Source organism: Nostoc sp., from assembly GCF_036917465.1.
GTDB lineage: Bacteria > Cyanobacteriota > Cyanobacteriia > Cyanobacteriales > Nostocaceae > Nostoc.
The window spans coordinates 301,515-315,657 of the sequence record NZ_JBALDL010000085.1 but is presented as its reverse complement, the minus strand read 5'-3'; the positions used below and the strand labels follow the sequence as shown (position 1 = coordinate 315,657).

At 40.4% G+C, this 14,143-nt stretch carries 16 protein-coding genes; 14 read left to right on the top strand and 2 right to left on the bottom strand.

The genetic code is table 11. The features are described 5' to 3' along the window. Positions 1 to 8: 8 nt before the first annotated feature. The 7 genes from V7K38_RS21010 (at position 9) to V7K38_RS20980 (ending at position 6,251) form a co-directional block, all read left to right on the top strand. Entirely contained in the window at positions 9 to 503 is a 495-nt protein-coding gene (locus tag V7K38_RS21010; protein WP_334860342.1) for a phage tail protein, read from the top strand. Positions 504 to 514: 11 nt separating this feature from the next. Then, entirely contained in the window at positions 515 to 862 is a 348-nt protein-coding gene (locus tag V7K38_RS21005) for a hypothetical protein (protein ID WP_334860341.1), read from the top strand. A 238-nt stretch (positions 863 to 1,100) separates the two neighbouring features. After that, complete coding sequence (locus tag V7K38_RS21000; RefSeq protein ID WP_334860339.1) at positions 1,101 to 1,484, top strand: phage tail assembly protein; 384 nt, start codon at positions 1,101 to 1,103, stop codon at positions 1,482 to 1,484. Next, positions 1,427 to 1,630, top strand: coding sequence for a DUF6760 family protein (locus tag V7K38_RS20995; protein ID WP_334860338.1), 204 nt, complete (start codon positions 1,427 to 1,429; stop codon positions 1,628 to 1,630). Before V7K38_RS21000 ends, V7K38_RS20995 begins: the two co-directional genes overlap by 58 nt. Further along, positions 1,627 to 3,564 (top strand): FHA domain-containing protein, encoded by a 1,938-nt coding sequence (locus V7K38_RS20990; protein WP_334860337.1) that lies wholly within the window; start codon positions 1,627 to 1,629, stop codon positions 3,562 to 3,564. The genes V7K38_RS20995 and V7K38_RS20990 overlap by 4 nt, the downstream gene beginning before the upstream one ends. A 145-nt stretch (positions 3,565 to 3,709) precedes the next feature. Then, entirely contained in the window at positions 3,710 to 5,890 is a 2,181-nt protein-coding gene (locus tag V7K38_RS20985) for a CHASE2 domain-containing serine/threonine-protein kinase (RefSeq protein WP_334860336.1), read from the top strand. A 142-nt stretch (positions 5,891 to 6,032) separates the two neighbouring features. Then, positions 6,033 to 6,251 (top strand): hypothetical protein, encoded by a 219-nt coding sequence (locus tag V7K38_RS20980; RefSeq protein ID WP_334860335.1) that lies wholly within the window; start codon positions 6,033 to 6,035, stop codon positions 6,249 to 6,251. Positions 6,252 to 6,422: 171 nt separating this feature from the next. Here the strand turns inward: V7K38_RS20980 and larC are convergent, their stop codons facing one another. Beyond that, entirely contained in the window at positions 6,423 to 7,706 is a 1,284-nt protein-coding gene (larC, locus tag V7K38_RS20975) for a nickel pincer cofactor biosynthesis protein LarC (protein WP_334860375.1), read from the bottom strand. 100 nt (positions 7,707 to 7,806) lie between these two features. Here larC and V7K38_RS20970 point away from each other — a divergent pair, with 100 nt between their 5' ends. The 4 genes from V7K38_RS20970 (at position 7,807) to V7K38_RS20955 (ending at position 10,944) form a co-directional block, all read left to right on the top strand. After that, on the top strand, positions 7,807 to 8,466 hold the full coding sequence (locus tag V7K38_RS20970; RefSeq protein ID WP_334860334.1) for an L-threonylcarbamoyladenylate synthase: 660 nt from the start codon (positions 7,807 to 7,809) through the stop codon (positions 8,464 to 8,466). Positions 8,467 to 8,862: 396 nt separating this feature from the next. Beyond that, a complete protein-coding gene (locus V7K38_RS20965) occupies positions 8,863 to 10,083 on the top strand; it encodes a HetZ-related protein (RefSeq protein WP_334860332.1) in 1,221 nt (406 codons plus the stop codon). Between the two features lie 377 nt (positions 10,084 to 10,460). Then, a complete protein-coding gene (locus V7K38_RS20960) occupies positions 10,461 to 10,757 on the top strand; it encodes a PD-(D/E)XK nuclease superfamily protein (RefSeq protein ID WP_334860331.1) in 297 nt (98 codons plus the stop codon). Continuing rightward, positions 10,717 to 10,944 (top strand): PD-(D/E)XK nuclease superfamily protein, encoded by a 228-nt coding sequence (locus V7K38_RS20955; RefSeq protein WP_334860330.1) that lies wholly within the window; start codon positions 10,717 to 10,719, stop codon positions 10,942 to 10,944. The genes V7K38_RS20960 and V7K38_RS20955 overlap by 41 nt, the downstream gene beginning before the upstream one ends. On the opposite strand, the gene V7K38_RS20950 is transcribed toward V7K38_RS20955, so the two are convergent. Then, on the bottom strand, positions 10,941 to 11,768 hold the full coding sequence (locus V7K38_RS20950; RefSeq protein WP_334860329.1) for a DNA adenine methylase: 828 nt from the start codon (positions 11,766 to 11,768) through the stop codon (positions 10,941 to 10,943). The two genes, V7K38_RS20955 and V7K38_RS20950, sit on opposite strands and share 4 nt — an antisense overlap. Before the next feature lie 165 nt (positions 11,769 to 11,933). Between V7K38_RS20950 and V7K38_RS20945 the strand changes: the two genes are divergently transcribed. The 3 genes from V7K38_RS20945 to V7K38_RS20935 all read left to right on the top strand — a co-directional run bounded on the left by V7K38_RS20945 (position 11,934) and on the right by V7K38_RS20935 (position 13,831). Further along, entirely contained in the window at positions 11,934 to 12,140 is a 207-nt protein-coding gene (locus tag V7K38_RS20945) for a DUF751 family protein (RefSeq protein WP_334831048.1), read from the top strand. A gap of 114 nt (positions 12,141 to 12,254) precedes the next feature. After that, positions 12,255 to 12,674 (top strand): 30S ribosome-binding factor RbfA, encoded by a 420-nt coding sequence (rbfA, locus tag V7K38_RS20940; RefSeq protein WP_334860328.1) that lies wholly within the window; start codon positions 12,255 to 12,257, stop codon positions 12,672 to 12,674. Between the two features lie 920 nt (positions 12,675 to 13,594). Further along, a complete protein-coding gene (locus tag V7K38_RS20935; protein ID WP_094332736.1) occupies positions 13,595 to 13,831 on the top strand; it encodes a DUF4327 family protein in 237 nt (78 codons plus the stop codon). The last annotated feature ends 312 nt before the right edge of the window (positions 13,832 to 14,143 follow it).

Here is a 14,143-nt window from a genome sequence, read left to right as displayed (position 1 = left end):
AATTAACAGTGGTACAATCCGCAAGCCGAATTCCAGAAGTTCTGACAGCCCATCGGTTCTATTTAGAACTGACACTAGAAGGTCAAAACGATGCCAATTGCTTCTTTTTGGAGTGTCAAGGCTTCAAAAGAACCCAAGAGGTAATAGAAATTTGTGAAGTGACTTCTCAATCCTGGGGTACAAAAGGGCAGTCAAAAGGTCAGGTGGTAAGAACTAAGCTTCCTAGCAATCCCAAGAGTGGTAATCTCACTTTGCGTAGAGGTACCACTAAATCTATGGATTTTTGGAAGTGGTTTGAAAAAGTCGAAAAAGGTAATTGGTCTGAGCAACGTAGACTTGTTGCTTTGTCTATTTATAATCAGGCAAATGACGAAGTAGCTAGATTTGAATTAGCCGGTGCTTGGCCCGCAAGTTACAAAATTGCCGATGTCAACGCCCGCAGCCATGATATCGAAATTGAGGAAGTGGAGGTTGCTTTTGAGGAATTTAAGCGCGTGAAGTAATTAGGAGGAGTATGTTTCCCACAGAGTTTGAATTTACACTGCCAAAGGGGTATCTAGACTCTGAAGGCAACCTCCACCGCAAAGGTGTAATGCGGTTATCAACGGCGATAGACGAGATTGCACCTTTGCGTGACCCCCGCGTTAAAGCTAATCCCGTTTATGCCACAATTATTATCTTGGCGCGAGTGATTACCCACTTGGGTGCTTTATCAGAAGTGACTCCTGCAATAGTAGAAAACTTTTTTGCCCAAGATTTAAATTATCTCCAAGATTTTTATCGTCGAATCAATGGTTTGGAAGGTGAAACTTCCATACCAGAAGATACAATAAATTCCCCCGAATCACTTGTTCATAATTGAATAAATTGGGGAATGGGGAATAGGGGGATAAGGGAGATAGGGAAAAAGAACTATTGGCATTGCTGAATTAAGGGATGATTCTTCTGGGATAGGCATCCTGCCCGCTTGGAAATACAAGGGACGCTCATGTTGCCCATCCCACAAAAATAGTAAAATCATCTCGCAAATATGTAACGCCGAACTATTGATTATTGCCCAATGCCCAATTCCCAATGCCCAATTCCCAATGAAATGACTTATGCGCCGTAAAAAAGATACTCTCTCCACAGAATTTGCCTTCACTCTTCCTAAAGGATTGAGTGATAGTGAACACCGAATACATCGTCATGGAGTGATGCGTTTAGCCACCGCCAAAGATGAAATTTTGGTGCAACAAGAGCGCAGAGTTCAGGAAAATCCAGCTTACGGCGTATTAGTAATGCTTGCACGGGTTATTAGTCGCTTGGGCAGTCTCAATTCTGTTAGCCCTGATTTACTTGAAGAATTGCTCTTACATGACATTGCCTATCTCCGAGAATTTTATAATCGAATTAATCAGCAAGGTAATGTACATATTCCTACACAATGTCCCCAGTGCAATACTCAATTTTCAGTGGAGCTAGAACTAGCGGGGGAGTCGTAAGCTACCCCTCTGATACTTTATATGAGGAGGTAGCTTTTATTGCTTATCATTTCCACTGGTCACAAGATGATATTTTAAATTTAGAACATACTACCCGTCAGCGCTGGGTAGTAGAAATCAATAAAATTAACCAAAAATTAATATGAAAGTAAAAGTTAGTTACTCACCAACTTTAAGTGAAGTCAATGAAGTTGACCTTACCACAGAAACTACAACGAGAGGAGAATGGTTAATAGGTCGTTCTCCTGATTCTGATTTAGTCTTAGACAGTCCTGATATCAGTCGGGTACATGCTAAGTTTTTTGTTAAAGCTGGAAATTACTACTTTTCTGACCTTGGCAGTAGAAATGGCTCAATATTTAACGGGAAACAAGCTGAAAAAGATCGACTATATTCTTTGAGTGATGGAGATATTATCAGAATTGCAGATTATGTTCTGATATTGGAAGCAGTTGCTCCTGCTTATGAGCAACCAGAGACAGTCTTTAGAATTATAGACCCTTCACTGTTTTCTCGGCCGCGATCGCCTGAAAATGTAAGTGCTGCCAATGTTGCTAATCCAGCGCCAGAAGTAGTTAACAAAGTTTCAGCGCCTATTACTCCCGAAGTAGAAGCACCTTCCCCAAAAGTCAGCGAAATCCCAGAAGTTGTTGCTACTCAACCGGATGATGTCATCCCTGAAAACATCATTCATTCACCAGAAGCAGTTAGCGAAGTTCCACACAATGTCAGTGATGAAGTTGGGGATTTGCAAACGTTAGTTGCACCAGAAGTTAGTGCGGATGCTGAGGAAGTTTCTTCTACTGTAGCCGATGATGCGATCGCAGCACCTGAAAATATCATTGCAACTTCTGAAGAAGAAAGTACAGTTCCAGAAGCCAATCACGATGATGTTACAGACTTTGAAACAGCACTAGCCACAGAATCTACTTTTGTACAACGGCGTGATATAAATGCCATCCCCAAAGCTACGTCTGATGAGAATGCAGAGTTAGAGGCCGCACTAGAAGCAGAAGTCACCTTTGTACAGCCGCGTGACATTTTCCACCAAATTCCTGCGCCGAGTAGCATTCCCCAAGCTACCAACCATGAGCAAGCAGAAGTCACCTTCGTACAACCGCGTGACATTTTGGGCGAAATATCTGAGGAGAAAACTACCACCCCTGAAGCTACTCATAATGAAAATGAAGTAGTAGATTTAGATACACCAGTTGCAGAAGAAGTTAATTCAGATTTAAGTGAATTTGTCAATCAAGTTCCTGAAAAAGAGGAGATTCAGCCCTCAGAAACATTGAGCCAAGTTACACAAGATATCAATGATGAATTGCTAGACTTAGAAAGGTCATTGGCAGCAGAAAATAGTGCAGATATTGAAGAAGTAGAACCTAATTTCGCTGTTGATGAAACAATAAGCGAGGTTTCTGAAACATCAACTGTACCAGATAATATCGTCGCGGAAGTTTTTAGCAATCAATATATTAATTCGAGTCATACAACTACCGAAGAATCTAGTGTAGACGTTGATGATACTGTTCCAGTAAAAGAAGTTCCTAATTTAGCTCATATTCCATCTTTAGAAACAACAGAAAGTGAAGCTCCTGAGAGCATCAGTCAAACTATTAAAGAGACTTCTGAAGTAGAAACAACTCAATATGATGAAATTCCAGAGGAAACAAATGTAAATGAGCCTGTGCAAGTTATTATTCAAAGAAACATAGTACTCATCGCTCATGAAAGCAAAAAATTAGAACTTGCTGAATTTGTTTCTCAACATCAAGAATTTTTCTCACAGAGCTTTACAATTACCTGGCCATCTGTTGGCGAAGTATTACATCAACAGGCAGGAATAACTATTAGTCAACAAACTCCCGCACCAATTTCTGGAGGATATCAAACAATTGCTTCATTGGTTGGAGCCGGAGAAATTGTAGCAGTTATTTTCCTGAGAGACTTGTTGCAACCTCAGCCTGGTCAAGCAAATGAAGAAGCACTGCTAAGGTTATGCACTATCAATCAAGTTTTACTGGCAACTAATTTGCCAACAGCAGAGGCGATCGTGCATTATCTTAAACAGATATAGACCTACTTAATTATTCGTAAGCAACTAGATCCCCGACTTCTTAAAGAAGTCGGGGATCTAGGTATTTCGATAAAAGTTGCAAATTGCATAGAATAATTTCAATGAGGAAAAATATGTATATCTTAAAGTAAAATCTATTTAAAAAATGCTTGCAAACTTAAAAAGTTTATTTAGACAGCCTGTTATTTTTTCAAGTGCGATCGCTACAATTTTAGTAGTAGGCATTCAAAAACTTGGGGTTTTCGAGCCTCTAGAGATGAAAGTCTACGACCAGATGATGCAATTACGCGGCGATTCAGGCCCAGACTCTCGTCTATTGATTGTTGCTTTAACTGAAAAAGATATCCAAAAATGGAATTGGCCCCTATCTAGTGAACTTCTAGAGCGACTATTAGGCAAACTTGAAGAATATCAACCACGAGCCATTGGTCTAGATATTTTTCGTGACTTACCAGTACAACCTGGTCATGAAAAGCTACTGCAACGCCTACAACAGAGCGATATCATCATTCCAATCTGTAAACATTCAGATTCTGGTTCTAACAATCAGGGAATAGCACCTCCACAGGGAATTGAAGCCGAGCGAGTAGGATTTAATGATGTTGTAGAAGATACTGATGCTACAATTCGTCGCAACCTGTTATTTGTAAGTGCAGAGTCATCCGATTCTTGTCAAACTACTTATTCTTTTAGCTTACAACTAGCACTTAAATACTTAGAAGTCGGAGGCATCCAACCAGAATTTACCCCAAAAAAGGAACTACGACTACGAGATACTATATTTAAACCCCTAAAAAGTAATGCTGGCGGTTATCAGAAAGCGGATACAAATGGCTACCAAATCTTGCTTAACTACCGCTCTGGCCACCAGATTGCCCAACAGGTAACTATTACACAAGTACTTGAAAATCAAGTTAAACCAGATTTGGTGAAAGACCGCATTATTTTTATTGGTTCAACAGCTAATAGTTTAAATGATATTTTTAACACGCCTTTTGCTACTGGGAAATCAGATAATTCTGGCAAAATGGCAGGAATTGAAATTCATGCCCACAGCGCTAGTCAAATTCTCAGTGCTGTTCTTAACAAACAGCCTCTATTTTGGTTTCTACCTGAGTGGGGTAAAGTCCTTTGGATATGGGGATGGACTGTAGTTGGTGGGTTGCTAGTATCGCGGATTCAACATCCATTAGGTTTAGGACTGGCAGGAGCAACAGCCCTTGCAGTATTATTTGGAGGCAATTTTGTCATTTTTACCCAAGCTGGATGGTTCCCAGTAATCCCTCCGGCGTTGGGGTTAGTATTTACCGCCGGGAGTGTCCTTGCCTATAGTTATTATAAAACGAAACAAGAGCAACAAGAAATTACCCAACGGGTTCAAGAACACCAACAATTAATTGTAGAATTGCAAGGTCTTTTACGGCAACGCGGCAATGCCTCAAATGAAGCACCAACTGTAATTACAGATTCCATCGGGCAAGAAATTTCCCAAGGAACTCTACTAAATAACCGCTACAAAATTACTCAAGGCTTGGGTTCTGGAGGATTTAGTAATACTTATTTAGCTGATGATATCCAGCGTCCTGGTAATCCCCAGTGTGTGGTTAAACAGTTACGACCCCCTCGCCAAGATGCAGAATATTTAAATGTCGTCAGACGATTATTTGATGCGGAAGCACAAATTTTAGAAATTTTGGGTAAGCATCCACAAATTCCCCAACTGCTAGCTTTTTTTGAAGAAAATCGCCAATTTTCTCTAGTGCAAGAATTTGTGCGAGGACACGCGATGGACAAAGAGCTAACCTCTGGGAAGCGACTAAAACAAGTTGAAGTTGTAGAGATACTCAAAGAAGTTTTAAACGTGCTTGTTTTTGTTCATAGCTATGGCGTAATTCATCGAGATATTAAACCTAGTAATTTGATTAGGCGAGAATCAGATCAGCATATTGTTTTAATTGACTTTGGCGCTGTTAAGCAAATTCAACCTCAGCAGCAAGAAGCTCAGACCATTTCAATTGGTACTCCTGGTTATGCACCTTCTGAGCAAATGAGCGGTTTGCCAAAACTCAACAGCGATATTTATGCGTTGGGAATTATGGGGATTCAAGGTTTAACTGGGGTAGACCCTAGAGAATTTCGCAGAGATATAAATACTGGTGAAATAATTATCGAAGCTGATGGCAATCAACAGATTTGGCAACATTGGCGTGAACTAACTGACGCTACAAACGATTTAGTGATTATTTTAAATAAAATGGTGCATTTCGACTTTACGCAACGATATCAGTCAACGGCAGAGGTGCTAAAAGCTCTCGAAATTCTTTAGTAATCAATTAGCTCACCCGAATGGGTGAGGAATAAATCAACCGATCGGGCGATCTAAGTGCAGGAAGTTAAGACTGAACAAAAAATGAGAATCTATTACTCAAGAAGGCTAATTGCACTTGACTATAAATAGAAATAATTTTATGAAACTCTCAATTTTTATAGATTCTGTATTCATTGTAACTTCTATTGCTTTATTCCCTGGAATCGGTGGCGCTCAAACAACTACTAACAATAGTGGCAAACCTATAGCTATTAACTCCAATAATTTACCCACTTCTTTTACAAAAATCAGCTACCTCAAACCCATTGATGCTGTATTTCTCGCTCATCAAGGAGGAAAAGCTTCTGTTTCCCCCTAATCACCATCCCATTAGCAAAAATTACTTTAACCCTTCCAATCTTGGAGGGGTTTTTAGTTGGTGCTTGCTCTAGTGCATTGGTGTCAAGTTAATGTAAAAGCGATTCTAAAATAAGCTTTTATAGGTTGTCTGCTTCTCAGTCACAGACAGAAAAGGAGGAACGAAGAGATTTTAACTATTAACTAAATACCAACGCTGTAGCGCCAATCGTTGAATTTCACGCCAGGGAATATTATGTTTTCGAGCTAACTCTGCACAATCTTCATATTCTGGCTGCACATTAGCAATAACTTTTTCTGGTAATTGTCCCTTCCATGCTACCTTGACACCTACTTTACCATATTCAATTTCCACATGTTGAATTTCCCGTTGTAAAATGGCGCGTTGCTGAGTTGTTCGCCGAATGCCCAAAGTTGTAGTTTCACGAAATATAACCCTTTCACAACTGAGTAAATTTTCTGGATGACAAATCACAGTCAGCAAAATCCCTGGACGGGACTTTTTCATTGCGATCGCTTGCGTAAAAACATCCACCGCCCCAGCAGCAAACAACGCCTCAAATACATAGCCGATCGCTTGGGGATTTAAGTCATCAATTTGGGTTTCTAGTACTGAGATTGTTTCTAAATTTGAGCTACTATCTTCAGAATCGCTGAAATTTGACTGTAAACTTGTGCTTTCGCCCAGCCAGAGGCGTAAAATATTGGGAATGGGTAAATTTATGGTTCCTGCTCCTAGTCCTATTTGCTTAATAGCGATCGCGGGTGGTGAACCAAAGTCTCTTACCAAAGTAGTAGCGATCGCAGCTCCTGTTGGTGTCACCAGTTCTCTATCAATGCCGTTACTATAAACTGGACAACCCCGCATTTCCCACAGCTTTAATACAGCTGGTACTGGTACTGCCATTTGACCATGTGCAGCCCGAACAGTACCGCCACCAGTCGGGAACGCCGAGCAATAAAGTAGGGGCAATCCTTCGTCATTACTGTCAATCCCCAGCCAATCCAAACCCAGACAAGTACCCACAATATCTACGATCGCATCTATAGCACCAACTTCATGAAAATGAACTTTTTCAGGGGAAATTCCATGCACCGCGCCCTCTGCTATTGCTAGCTGTCGGAATACCGCCAAACTCCAAGCTTCTGCTCGTGATGGCAACCCCGCCTTGAGAATCATCTGCTCGATTTCTGGCAACTGGCGTGTGTGATGGTGACTGTGTTCGTGGCCGTGGTGGTGATGGTGATGATCGTGTACTAAATCCACATGGACTTTAGTCGCCTGCTGGCCATTCCGTTGGACAAATTCTGCCCTTAACTGATATTCGTGTTCAATACCCAACCCATTGAGTTTTTCAATTAAATACTCCACAGGAACACCCAAACTGACCAAAGCACCCAGGCACATATCACCAGAAATTCCTGTCGGACATTGAAGATAAGCAATTTTATTCATAATAAATTTGTCATTTGTCATTTGTCATTTGTCATTTGTCATTTGTCATTTGTCATTCTCCCCAATCCCCAGTCCCCAGTCCCCAATCCCCAATCCCTCTATGGCAAAAATTTTCCCAGTTCATCCGGATAATCCTCAAATTCGTCGAATAGAGGAAATAAAGTCGGCGCTTTCTAGTGGCGCAGTCATGCTTTATCCTACTGATACAGTTTATGCGATCGGTTGTGATTTGAATGCTAAGTCGGCGGTAGAACGAGTGCGGCAAATAAAACAGCTAGCAAATGATAAACCACTGACCTTTTTATGTCCCTCGCTTTCAAATGTGGCAACTTATGCCTTCGTAAGTGACACAGCCTATCGGATTATGAAACGCCTGATTCCAGGGCCATACACGTTTTTGCTCCCAGCAACTAAATTAGTACCGCGATTGGTGCAAAGCCCCAAGCGGAAAAGTACTGGAATTAGAGTACCAAACCATACTGTGTGTTTGGAGTTACTGGCAGCTTTGGGTAATCCAATTATTTCAACTTCAGCACATCTGCCAGCAGATGAAGCAGATAATGGCATGATTCGGATAGATCCAGAAACTGTTCAGTCACGGGTAGAGCTATTTGACCGTTTGGATAAGTTGGTAGACATAATTGTAGACACTGGCGAAGAACCTACTTATGAAGTATCTACGATTTTGGATATGACGGGAGTCGAAGCAGCAATTATACGGAGGGGTTTAGGTTGGGAAGCAGCAGCAGCATGGGTATAAGAATGAGACTTCACAGGCACACCTCTCCGTTTCGGAAATTGCGATCGAAGTGACTCCAGTTTTTAAATTGTCATATTTCAAAGCGATGTCTACGACGGGCGCGGACGCAATAACAGGATGGTGGTAAAAGTCGGTACAGCAAGAAATTTGACAACTTTCAGAAAATGGTGGGTACTCATGTCCCCGCTTCAATGTGATGGCTTGTGAACAAACCGACACATTGCCATAACTGTAACTCTCTCGTATTTCCTACAGTTTTATATATGAGCTTTAGATGTGAGCATTATATACGGCAAGCCTTAATGGATGAATGCCCAAAGATTCTCCAGCCAAGGCCAGCCTTGATTGCTGTCTCTGCGTTGTAATTACGGTGCAATACTACTCCCTGGAAAAGTCATGAAAGCTAACGTCGTCAATCTACCAAACTCTACACCCATTTTTGATAACCACCTTTCGACTGAAGAATTTTCAGACAGCAGCAGCGAAACCTTGATTGAATTGCTGTGTCAGGAAATGCAAGCACAAGTGAAAGCAGCACCCAGGTGCGTAGAAGCTTTAGCAAACCGCATAGCCGTAGAAGTAGAACGCATTTGCGACAAAAGCTCGCGTATCCAAACATCCGGGCAAATCAAATCCTGGCAGATTACGTTGGGAAGGCATCGGATGCAAAAGTGCTTACGTTATTACCAACTAGGTTCCAAACAAGGGCGGGTGGAATTACATAGTAATTTGGGTGCTATGGTTTACCGCCATGTAACTATATCCGGTTCTGAGTTAGGTTTTGATGCTCGTTACAGCCTAATTGAAGATTTTTTACAAGCATTTTATATCGAAGCTATCAAAGCTTTCCGCAGAGAAAACGAACTACCTAATGATCATACGCCGCGTACTCAGCTGCAATTAGCTGAATATATGGCCTTTACAGAACAGTACGCCAAACGCCGCATCAATTTGCCTGGTGGTGCAAATCAACAATTAATTATCTTACGCGCCCAAGGTTTTGCTCGTCGTCAGCCGCAAGAAACTACTGTAGATATCGAAATGGCGGTAGAGTCTGCTAAGGGCGAAGAAGCAGAATCTTATCAGCGTAACTCGGCGGTGCAGCAGCTGCGATCGCAGATGATTGCCCAAACTAATTTTGATCCATCTGAAGAATCAGAACGCGATCGCGTCATCACCGAATTGATGAAATACCTGGAGTCTCAAGGTCAATCTGACTGTATGAACTACCTCAGCTTGAAGCTTCAAGACCTCTCAGCCCCAGAAATTGACCAAATTCTCGGTTTAACAAGCCGTCAGCGCGATTATCTCCAACAACGGTTTAAGTACCACGTAGAAAAGTTTGCTAAACAACACCATTGGCAATTGGTACATCAATGGTTAGGTGCAGGTTTAGAGCAAAAATTGGGTTTATCTTCCCAGCAGTGGGAAATATTTGTGAATCAACTCACAGAACAACAACAGCAAATATTACAATTAAAAACTGCACGGGAAAACGACCAAGCGATCGCTAAAACCATTAAATGCACCCCCAAACAGTTACAAAAGCGCTGGACTCAACTGTTAGAGCTAGCATGGTCTATCCGCAACGGTCATACTGAGGCACAGACCGGTTGAAGCTAAGGTGAAATAACTAAAAAACATTATCGAAGCTTATGACTGGGACGAGGAGCGCAAATTTAGCTTATACACTAAATACAAAATTTCATTAGAATTCTTTGCGTGCCTCTGCGCCCCTTTGTGTTTAAATTTCACCCATGAATTCGCCATGAGCTTATGCAAATAACTATTATCTGAATTAGTAACTCGTTCTTCATCCAAATTATTAATACATTTGTATTTATTTAGTACAAAAATACTAAATTTATCCTACTTCATACCTAATAAATCTAACTTTGTGTATCCAAAATCAAAAATTTATATAACCTAGCATTTACTGTTGCTTCCAGGGAATCCTAAAATCAGGAAACCTTTTGAAGAGAATTAGGATAAAAATGACTCAAGGTGCAAGAGCAGTTACTTCTGGCAATGTCTTGGAAAAAGCTGTAGAAGGGACTTTACTGAGTCATGGATATGTCCAAGTGGGCTTTGATTTACCAAAAAAACAGCGCCTTGGATGTCTTTTAAGCTCAAATACTATATCAAAACGATATGCAAGGCAGGTTTATATCGGAGCAGGAATTTATGGGAGCTACATATATGTAGACTTTTATATTATTGGTGCTGCATCCGTTTCTTGTGGGCTGATTATTGAGTGTAAATGGCAGCAAACTAGCGGGATCAGTCGATGAAAAACTCCCTTACCTAAACTTGAATATTCAAAATTGCTATCCTGCACAAGCAGTTGTATTAATTGACGGTGGAGGTATGAAACCGCAAGCTGTATCGTGGTTAGGTAAACAAGTTGGTTTCAATCAAAATCTTCTGTCTGTTCATAATTTAAGTTCATTTATTGCCTGGTCTAACAATAATCTTTAATACGAAGTTACTAGTACTTCTGTAATCTTTCCGCGCTTTTTGGCGTTAGAATTAATTGCCCTAGATGCTGATATAGTGTAGATATTGAAACCACTGTAAAGGTTGCGAATAAATTCGCAATCTGAATTAGATAGCATAACTTTAACTCCACGTTCAGCTAATTTTTCAAATACTTCTTTGAGTTGAACTTGCTGATCTTCAGCAAAACGATAGCTACTGTAAGCTGTAAAATAGCTAGTTTCACTTACAGGATAGTATGGTGGGTCAAAATAAATAAAATCATCACTGTTTGTAGCATAATTTAGTACATCAATAAAATCTGCTTGTTGAATTTCTGCATGATAAAGCGCTTCTGAGGCTGTTCTCAGTAAAACCTCAGAACAAATATTAGGGTTTTTATATCTGCCTAAAGGTACATTGAACTTTCCCTGTGAGTTGACTCTGTAAAGACCATTAAAACAAGTCTTATTAAGATAAATTAAACGAGCAGCTTTTTCTATATCAGTGCCACCAGAATGATTTCTTACACTATAATAATAATCTTTTCTATGTCTATTTTTGTGTTCTTTTAATAGATAAATTAATTCTTCAACACGATCTCTAACACAACAATAAGTGTTAATTAGTTCGGCATTTATATCAGTTAAAATTGCTGCGCTTGGTTGGAGATAGAAAAAAACAGCACCACCACCTAAGAATGGTTCATAGTAATTTTTATAACTTTTGGGAAAATAAGGAATATATTGCTGTATCAATCTACTTTTACCCCCTGCCCACTTCAAAAATGGACGCGGGCTAGTTTCCTTGGAGATTTGAATTACCATTTACTTGCAATTTAACTGAAAATAATCGTGACTAAATAAAGCTAATATAACCGACGAAGTATATTTTATATTAGCTGGCTAATTTTCGGCCTGCATAGATTACAATTAAGTTGATAAAGCATATCAAAACAAACGTAAGTATATAACAAGGCAGTTTACATTCAGATGTTTGACGGATTTTGGGATAACGTTTTTCGCTACCCCCGGTACTTAATTAGTATCGTCTTAGGACTGTTTCTGAACACCTTTGCGCCCTTAGTGCCATTGTTGAAGCGCCCAGTCACCTTGATCGCTATTTTAGGTTTATTTGTGAGCAGCCTAGTCTTCCTTACTTTCACCCTACGGGCAATGCTCGGTTTAAGTACAATCTAGACTAGCGCTATATGGGGGCTATGCCCCACAGACGGTTGCTCTTGGCGTTACTCTCGCTAATTACTGTCTGCATTTATTTTTGTCGTACAACCTCTGTCAGGAGGCGAAATTTTTATGGCTACAAATCGCCGGGTTTCCCGCGTTGCTGAATTGATCAAACGGGAAGTTAGCCAAATGCTGCTCAACGGCATTAAGGATGACCGTGTGGGTACAGGAATGGTAAGTGTTACTGATGTTGATGTTTCTGGCGATCTCCAACACGCCAAAATCTACGTCAGTATCTATGGTACAGATGAAGCTAAGGTAGAAACAATGGCCGGCTTAAAGTCAGCCACAGGTTACGTCCGTAGTGAACTTGGGGCGCGGGTACGCCTACGTCGCACACCAGAAGTCATTTTTCTCGAAGATCGCTCCATAGAACGCGGTAATAAGGTACTGGCACTACTAAGCCAGCTTAATGATGAGCGCCCGCCAGAACATCTGTTAACAGTAGAAGACAGCACAGATCAAGATGATGAATCATTTAGTGAATAAGTAACTTAAATAACAATGTAACTTCAGAACAATTAATCTTAGCAAATCCGCCAAACCGTTTACAGACGTGACTAGATCGCGTCTGTTTTAATGTAACCATAACCAACTTCAGCGATCGGTAGTTGCATCTATTGCTTTTTGTTTGGCTCGATCAATGCTAAGGAGCAAGGGTTTAAAGACCTCCACCGAATTCTTGTACCTTGCCAGAAGCTAACGCAACAGTGGCTTCAAATCAGTGGTAACAGAGTTTTAGCTTTGTCGTTTGCATAGTGTCCCGCAAGGAAGTGTAGGAGTCAAATCTCAACTCGTTTCCTCCTCTTGTCTTCTAAAGATGTTTTTCAAAAGAAAACTGTGTAATATTAGTGCTGAAAATAACTAAGCAAGTGCAGTCTTACTTAAGAAATTGTTAACAGATGCCAGAATAAAAGTTTTCGTAGTGTACTTTAGCCGTTATGTTTTGCAACAGTTTATACCCTACTGCCTGACAAATATTCTTGTGTTGTTTACCCTTAGATAAATAGCAGCAGTTCTAGATTCGGTTTTAAGGTGATTATTTGATATGTAAAAGATACCTATGGCGGGCTACGCTTACGTAATATGAATTCTTCCCACCCACCAAATATTGTCTAAATACAGTAATGGCAAGAGTTTCAGACTTGTTGCATAAAAATCATACAGCCGCCATAGCAGGTTAAGTTAACAACTCGGAATTTTTTTTGTAAAGCGGATTTTCGCTGAATGTCAGGATTCGTTGACTTTCTTAACATTTCTTGAGATAATTTCAGGAGATGTAGCGTCAAAATAAAAATAGTTCCGTATAGCAAACTACAAAATCCTAGCCACAAGTCTAATTTCTGTAATGTTTGTTCCTAATTATTAACGGGAACACTATCGTAAGTGTTAATTTGTGAGTAAAAAACATGAGTGTGAATACGGTGCCTTCTATCAATTACTACTCTCTCGATCTGATTCAAGACGAAGCACGCCGACTCGTGCAAAAGGGAATGGTTAGCCGACAACAGCCAATATATAGCCTCTGCCAATATATTCCAGCCAGAGAGTGGGTTTGCGTTGAATGTGAATTAGAGAAATGTGACTTTTTGTTACGCGATCGCATTGGCGACCTAATTGGTCGCGAACAGTGGGACAACGACTAAATCAATGTTTGATTTCGGGTTTGGGATTGGGAGTTTATTTTCGATGTGTGGATGTCACAATCAACGATCCTACGCCCAATCTGGGGGATAATCTCTGGTTTTTGATCGGCATTGCCCCATATAGAATCTTGCGTCTTTCATTAACACAAAAGTATTGGAGTCTGAATTTAGACAAATTCTCAAGTTAAAGAAGGCATCAGAAGCATTTTTTCTGTACATCTTCTGGTGCTAAAGCTTGAGTCTGGTGTGTAGATTCGGTGAAGCTCCTACATTGATCTGTCTGATATAAGTGTAGGAACTTCACTTTTGACT

Excerpts from the sequence above, each read along its gene's own strand:
- V7K38_RS21005 (WP_334860341.1), top strand. The coding sequence starts at position 515 with ATGTTTCCCACAGAGTTTGAATTTACACTGCCAAAGGGGTATCTAGAC.
- V7K38_RS21000 (WP_334860339.1), top strand. The coding sequence starts at position 1,101 with ATGCGCCGTAAAAAAGATACTCTCTCCACAGAATTTGCCTTCACTCTT.
- V7K38_RS20995 (WP_334860338.1), top strand. The coding sequence starts at position 1,427 with ATGTCCCCAGTGCAATACTCAATTTTCAGTGGAGCTAGAACTAGCGGG.
- V7K38_RS20990 (WP_334860337.1), top strand. The coding sequence starts at position 1,627 with ATGAAAGTAAAAGTTAGTTACTCACCAACTTTAAGTGAAGTCAATGAA.
- V7K38_RS20985 (WP_334860336.1), top strand. The coding sequence starts at position 3,710 with ATGCTTGCAAACTTAAAAAGTTTATTTAGACAGCCTGTTATTTTTTCA.
- V7K38_RS20980 (WP_334860335.1), top strand. The coding sequence starts at position 6,033 with ATGAAACTCTCAATTTTTATAGATTCTGTATTCATTGTAACTTCTATT.
- larC (WP_334860375.1), bottom strand. The coding sequence starts at position 7,706 with ATGAATAAAATTGCTTATCTTCAATGTCCGACAGGAATTTCTGGTGAT.
- V7K38_RS20970 (WP_334860334.1), top strand. The coding sequence starts at position 7,807 with ATGGCAAAAATTTTCCCAGTTCATCCGGATAATCCTCAAATTCGTCGA.
- V7K38_RS20965 (WP_334860332.1), top strand. The coding sequence starts at position 8,863 with ATGAAAGCTAACGTCGTCAATCTACCAAACTCTACACCCATTTTTGAT.
- V7K38_RS20960 (WP_334860331.1), top strand. The coding sequence starts at position 10,461 with ATGACTCAAGGTGCAAGAGCAGTTACTTCTGGCAATGTCTTGGAAAAA.
- V7K38_RS20950 (WP_334860329.1), bottom strand. The coding sequence starts at position 11,768 with ATGGTAATTCAAATCTCCAAGGAAACTAGCCCGCGTCCATTTTTGAAG.
- V7K38_RS20945 (WP_334831048.1), top strand. The coding sequence starts at position 11,934 with ATGTTTGACGGATTTTGGGATAACGTTTTTCGCTACCCCCGGTACTTA.
- rbfA (WP_334860328.1), top strand. The coding sequence starts at position 12,255 with ATGGCTACAAATCGCCGGGTTTCCCGCGTTGCTGAATTGATCAAACGG.
- V7K38_RS20935 (WP_094332736.1), top strand. The coding sequence starts at position 13,595 with ATGAGTGTGAATACGGTGCCTTCTATCAATTACTACTCTCTCGATCTG.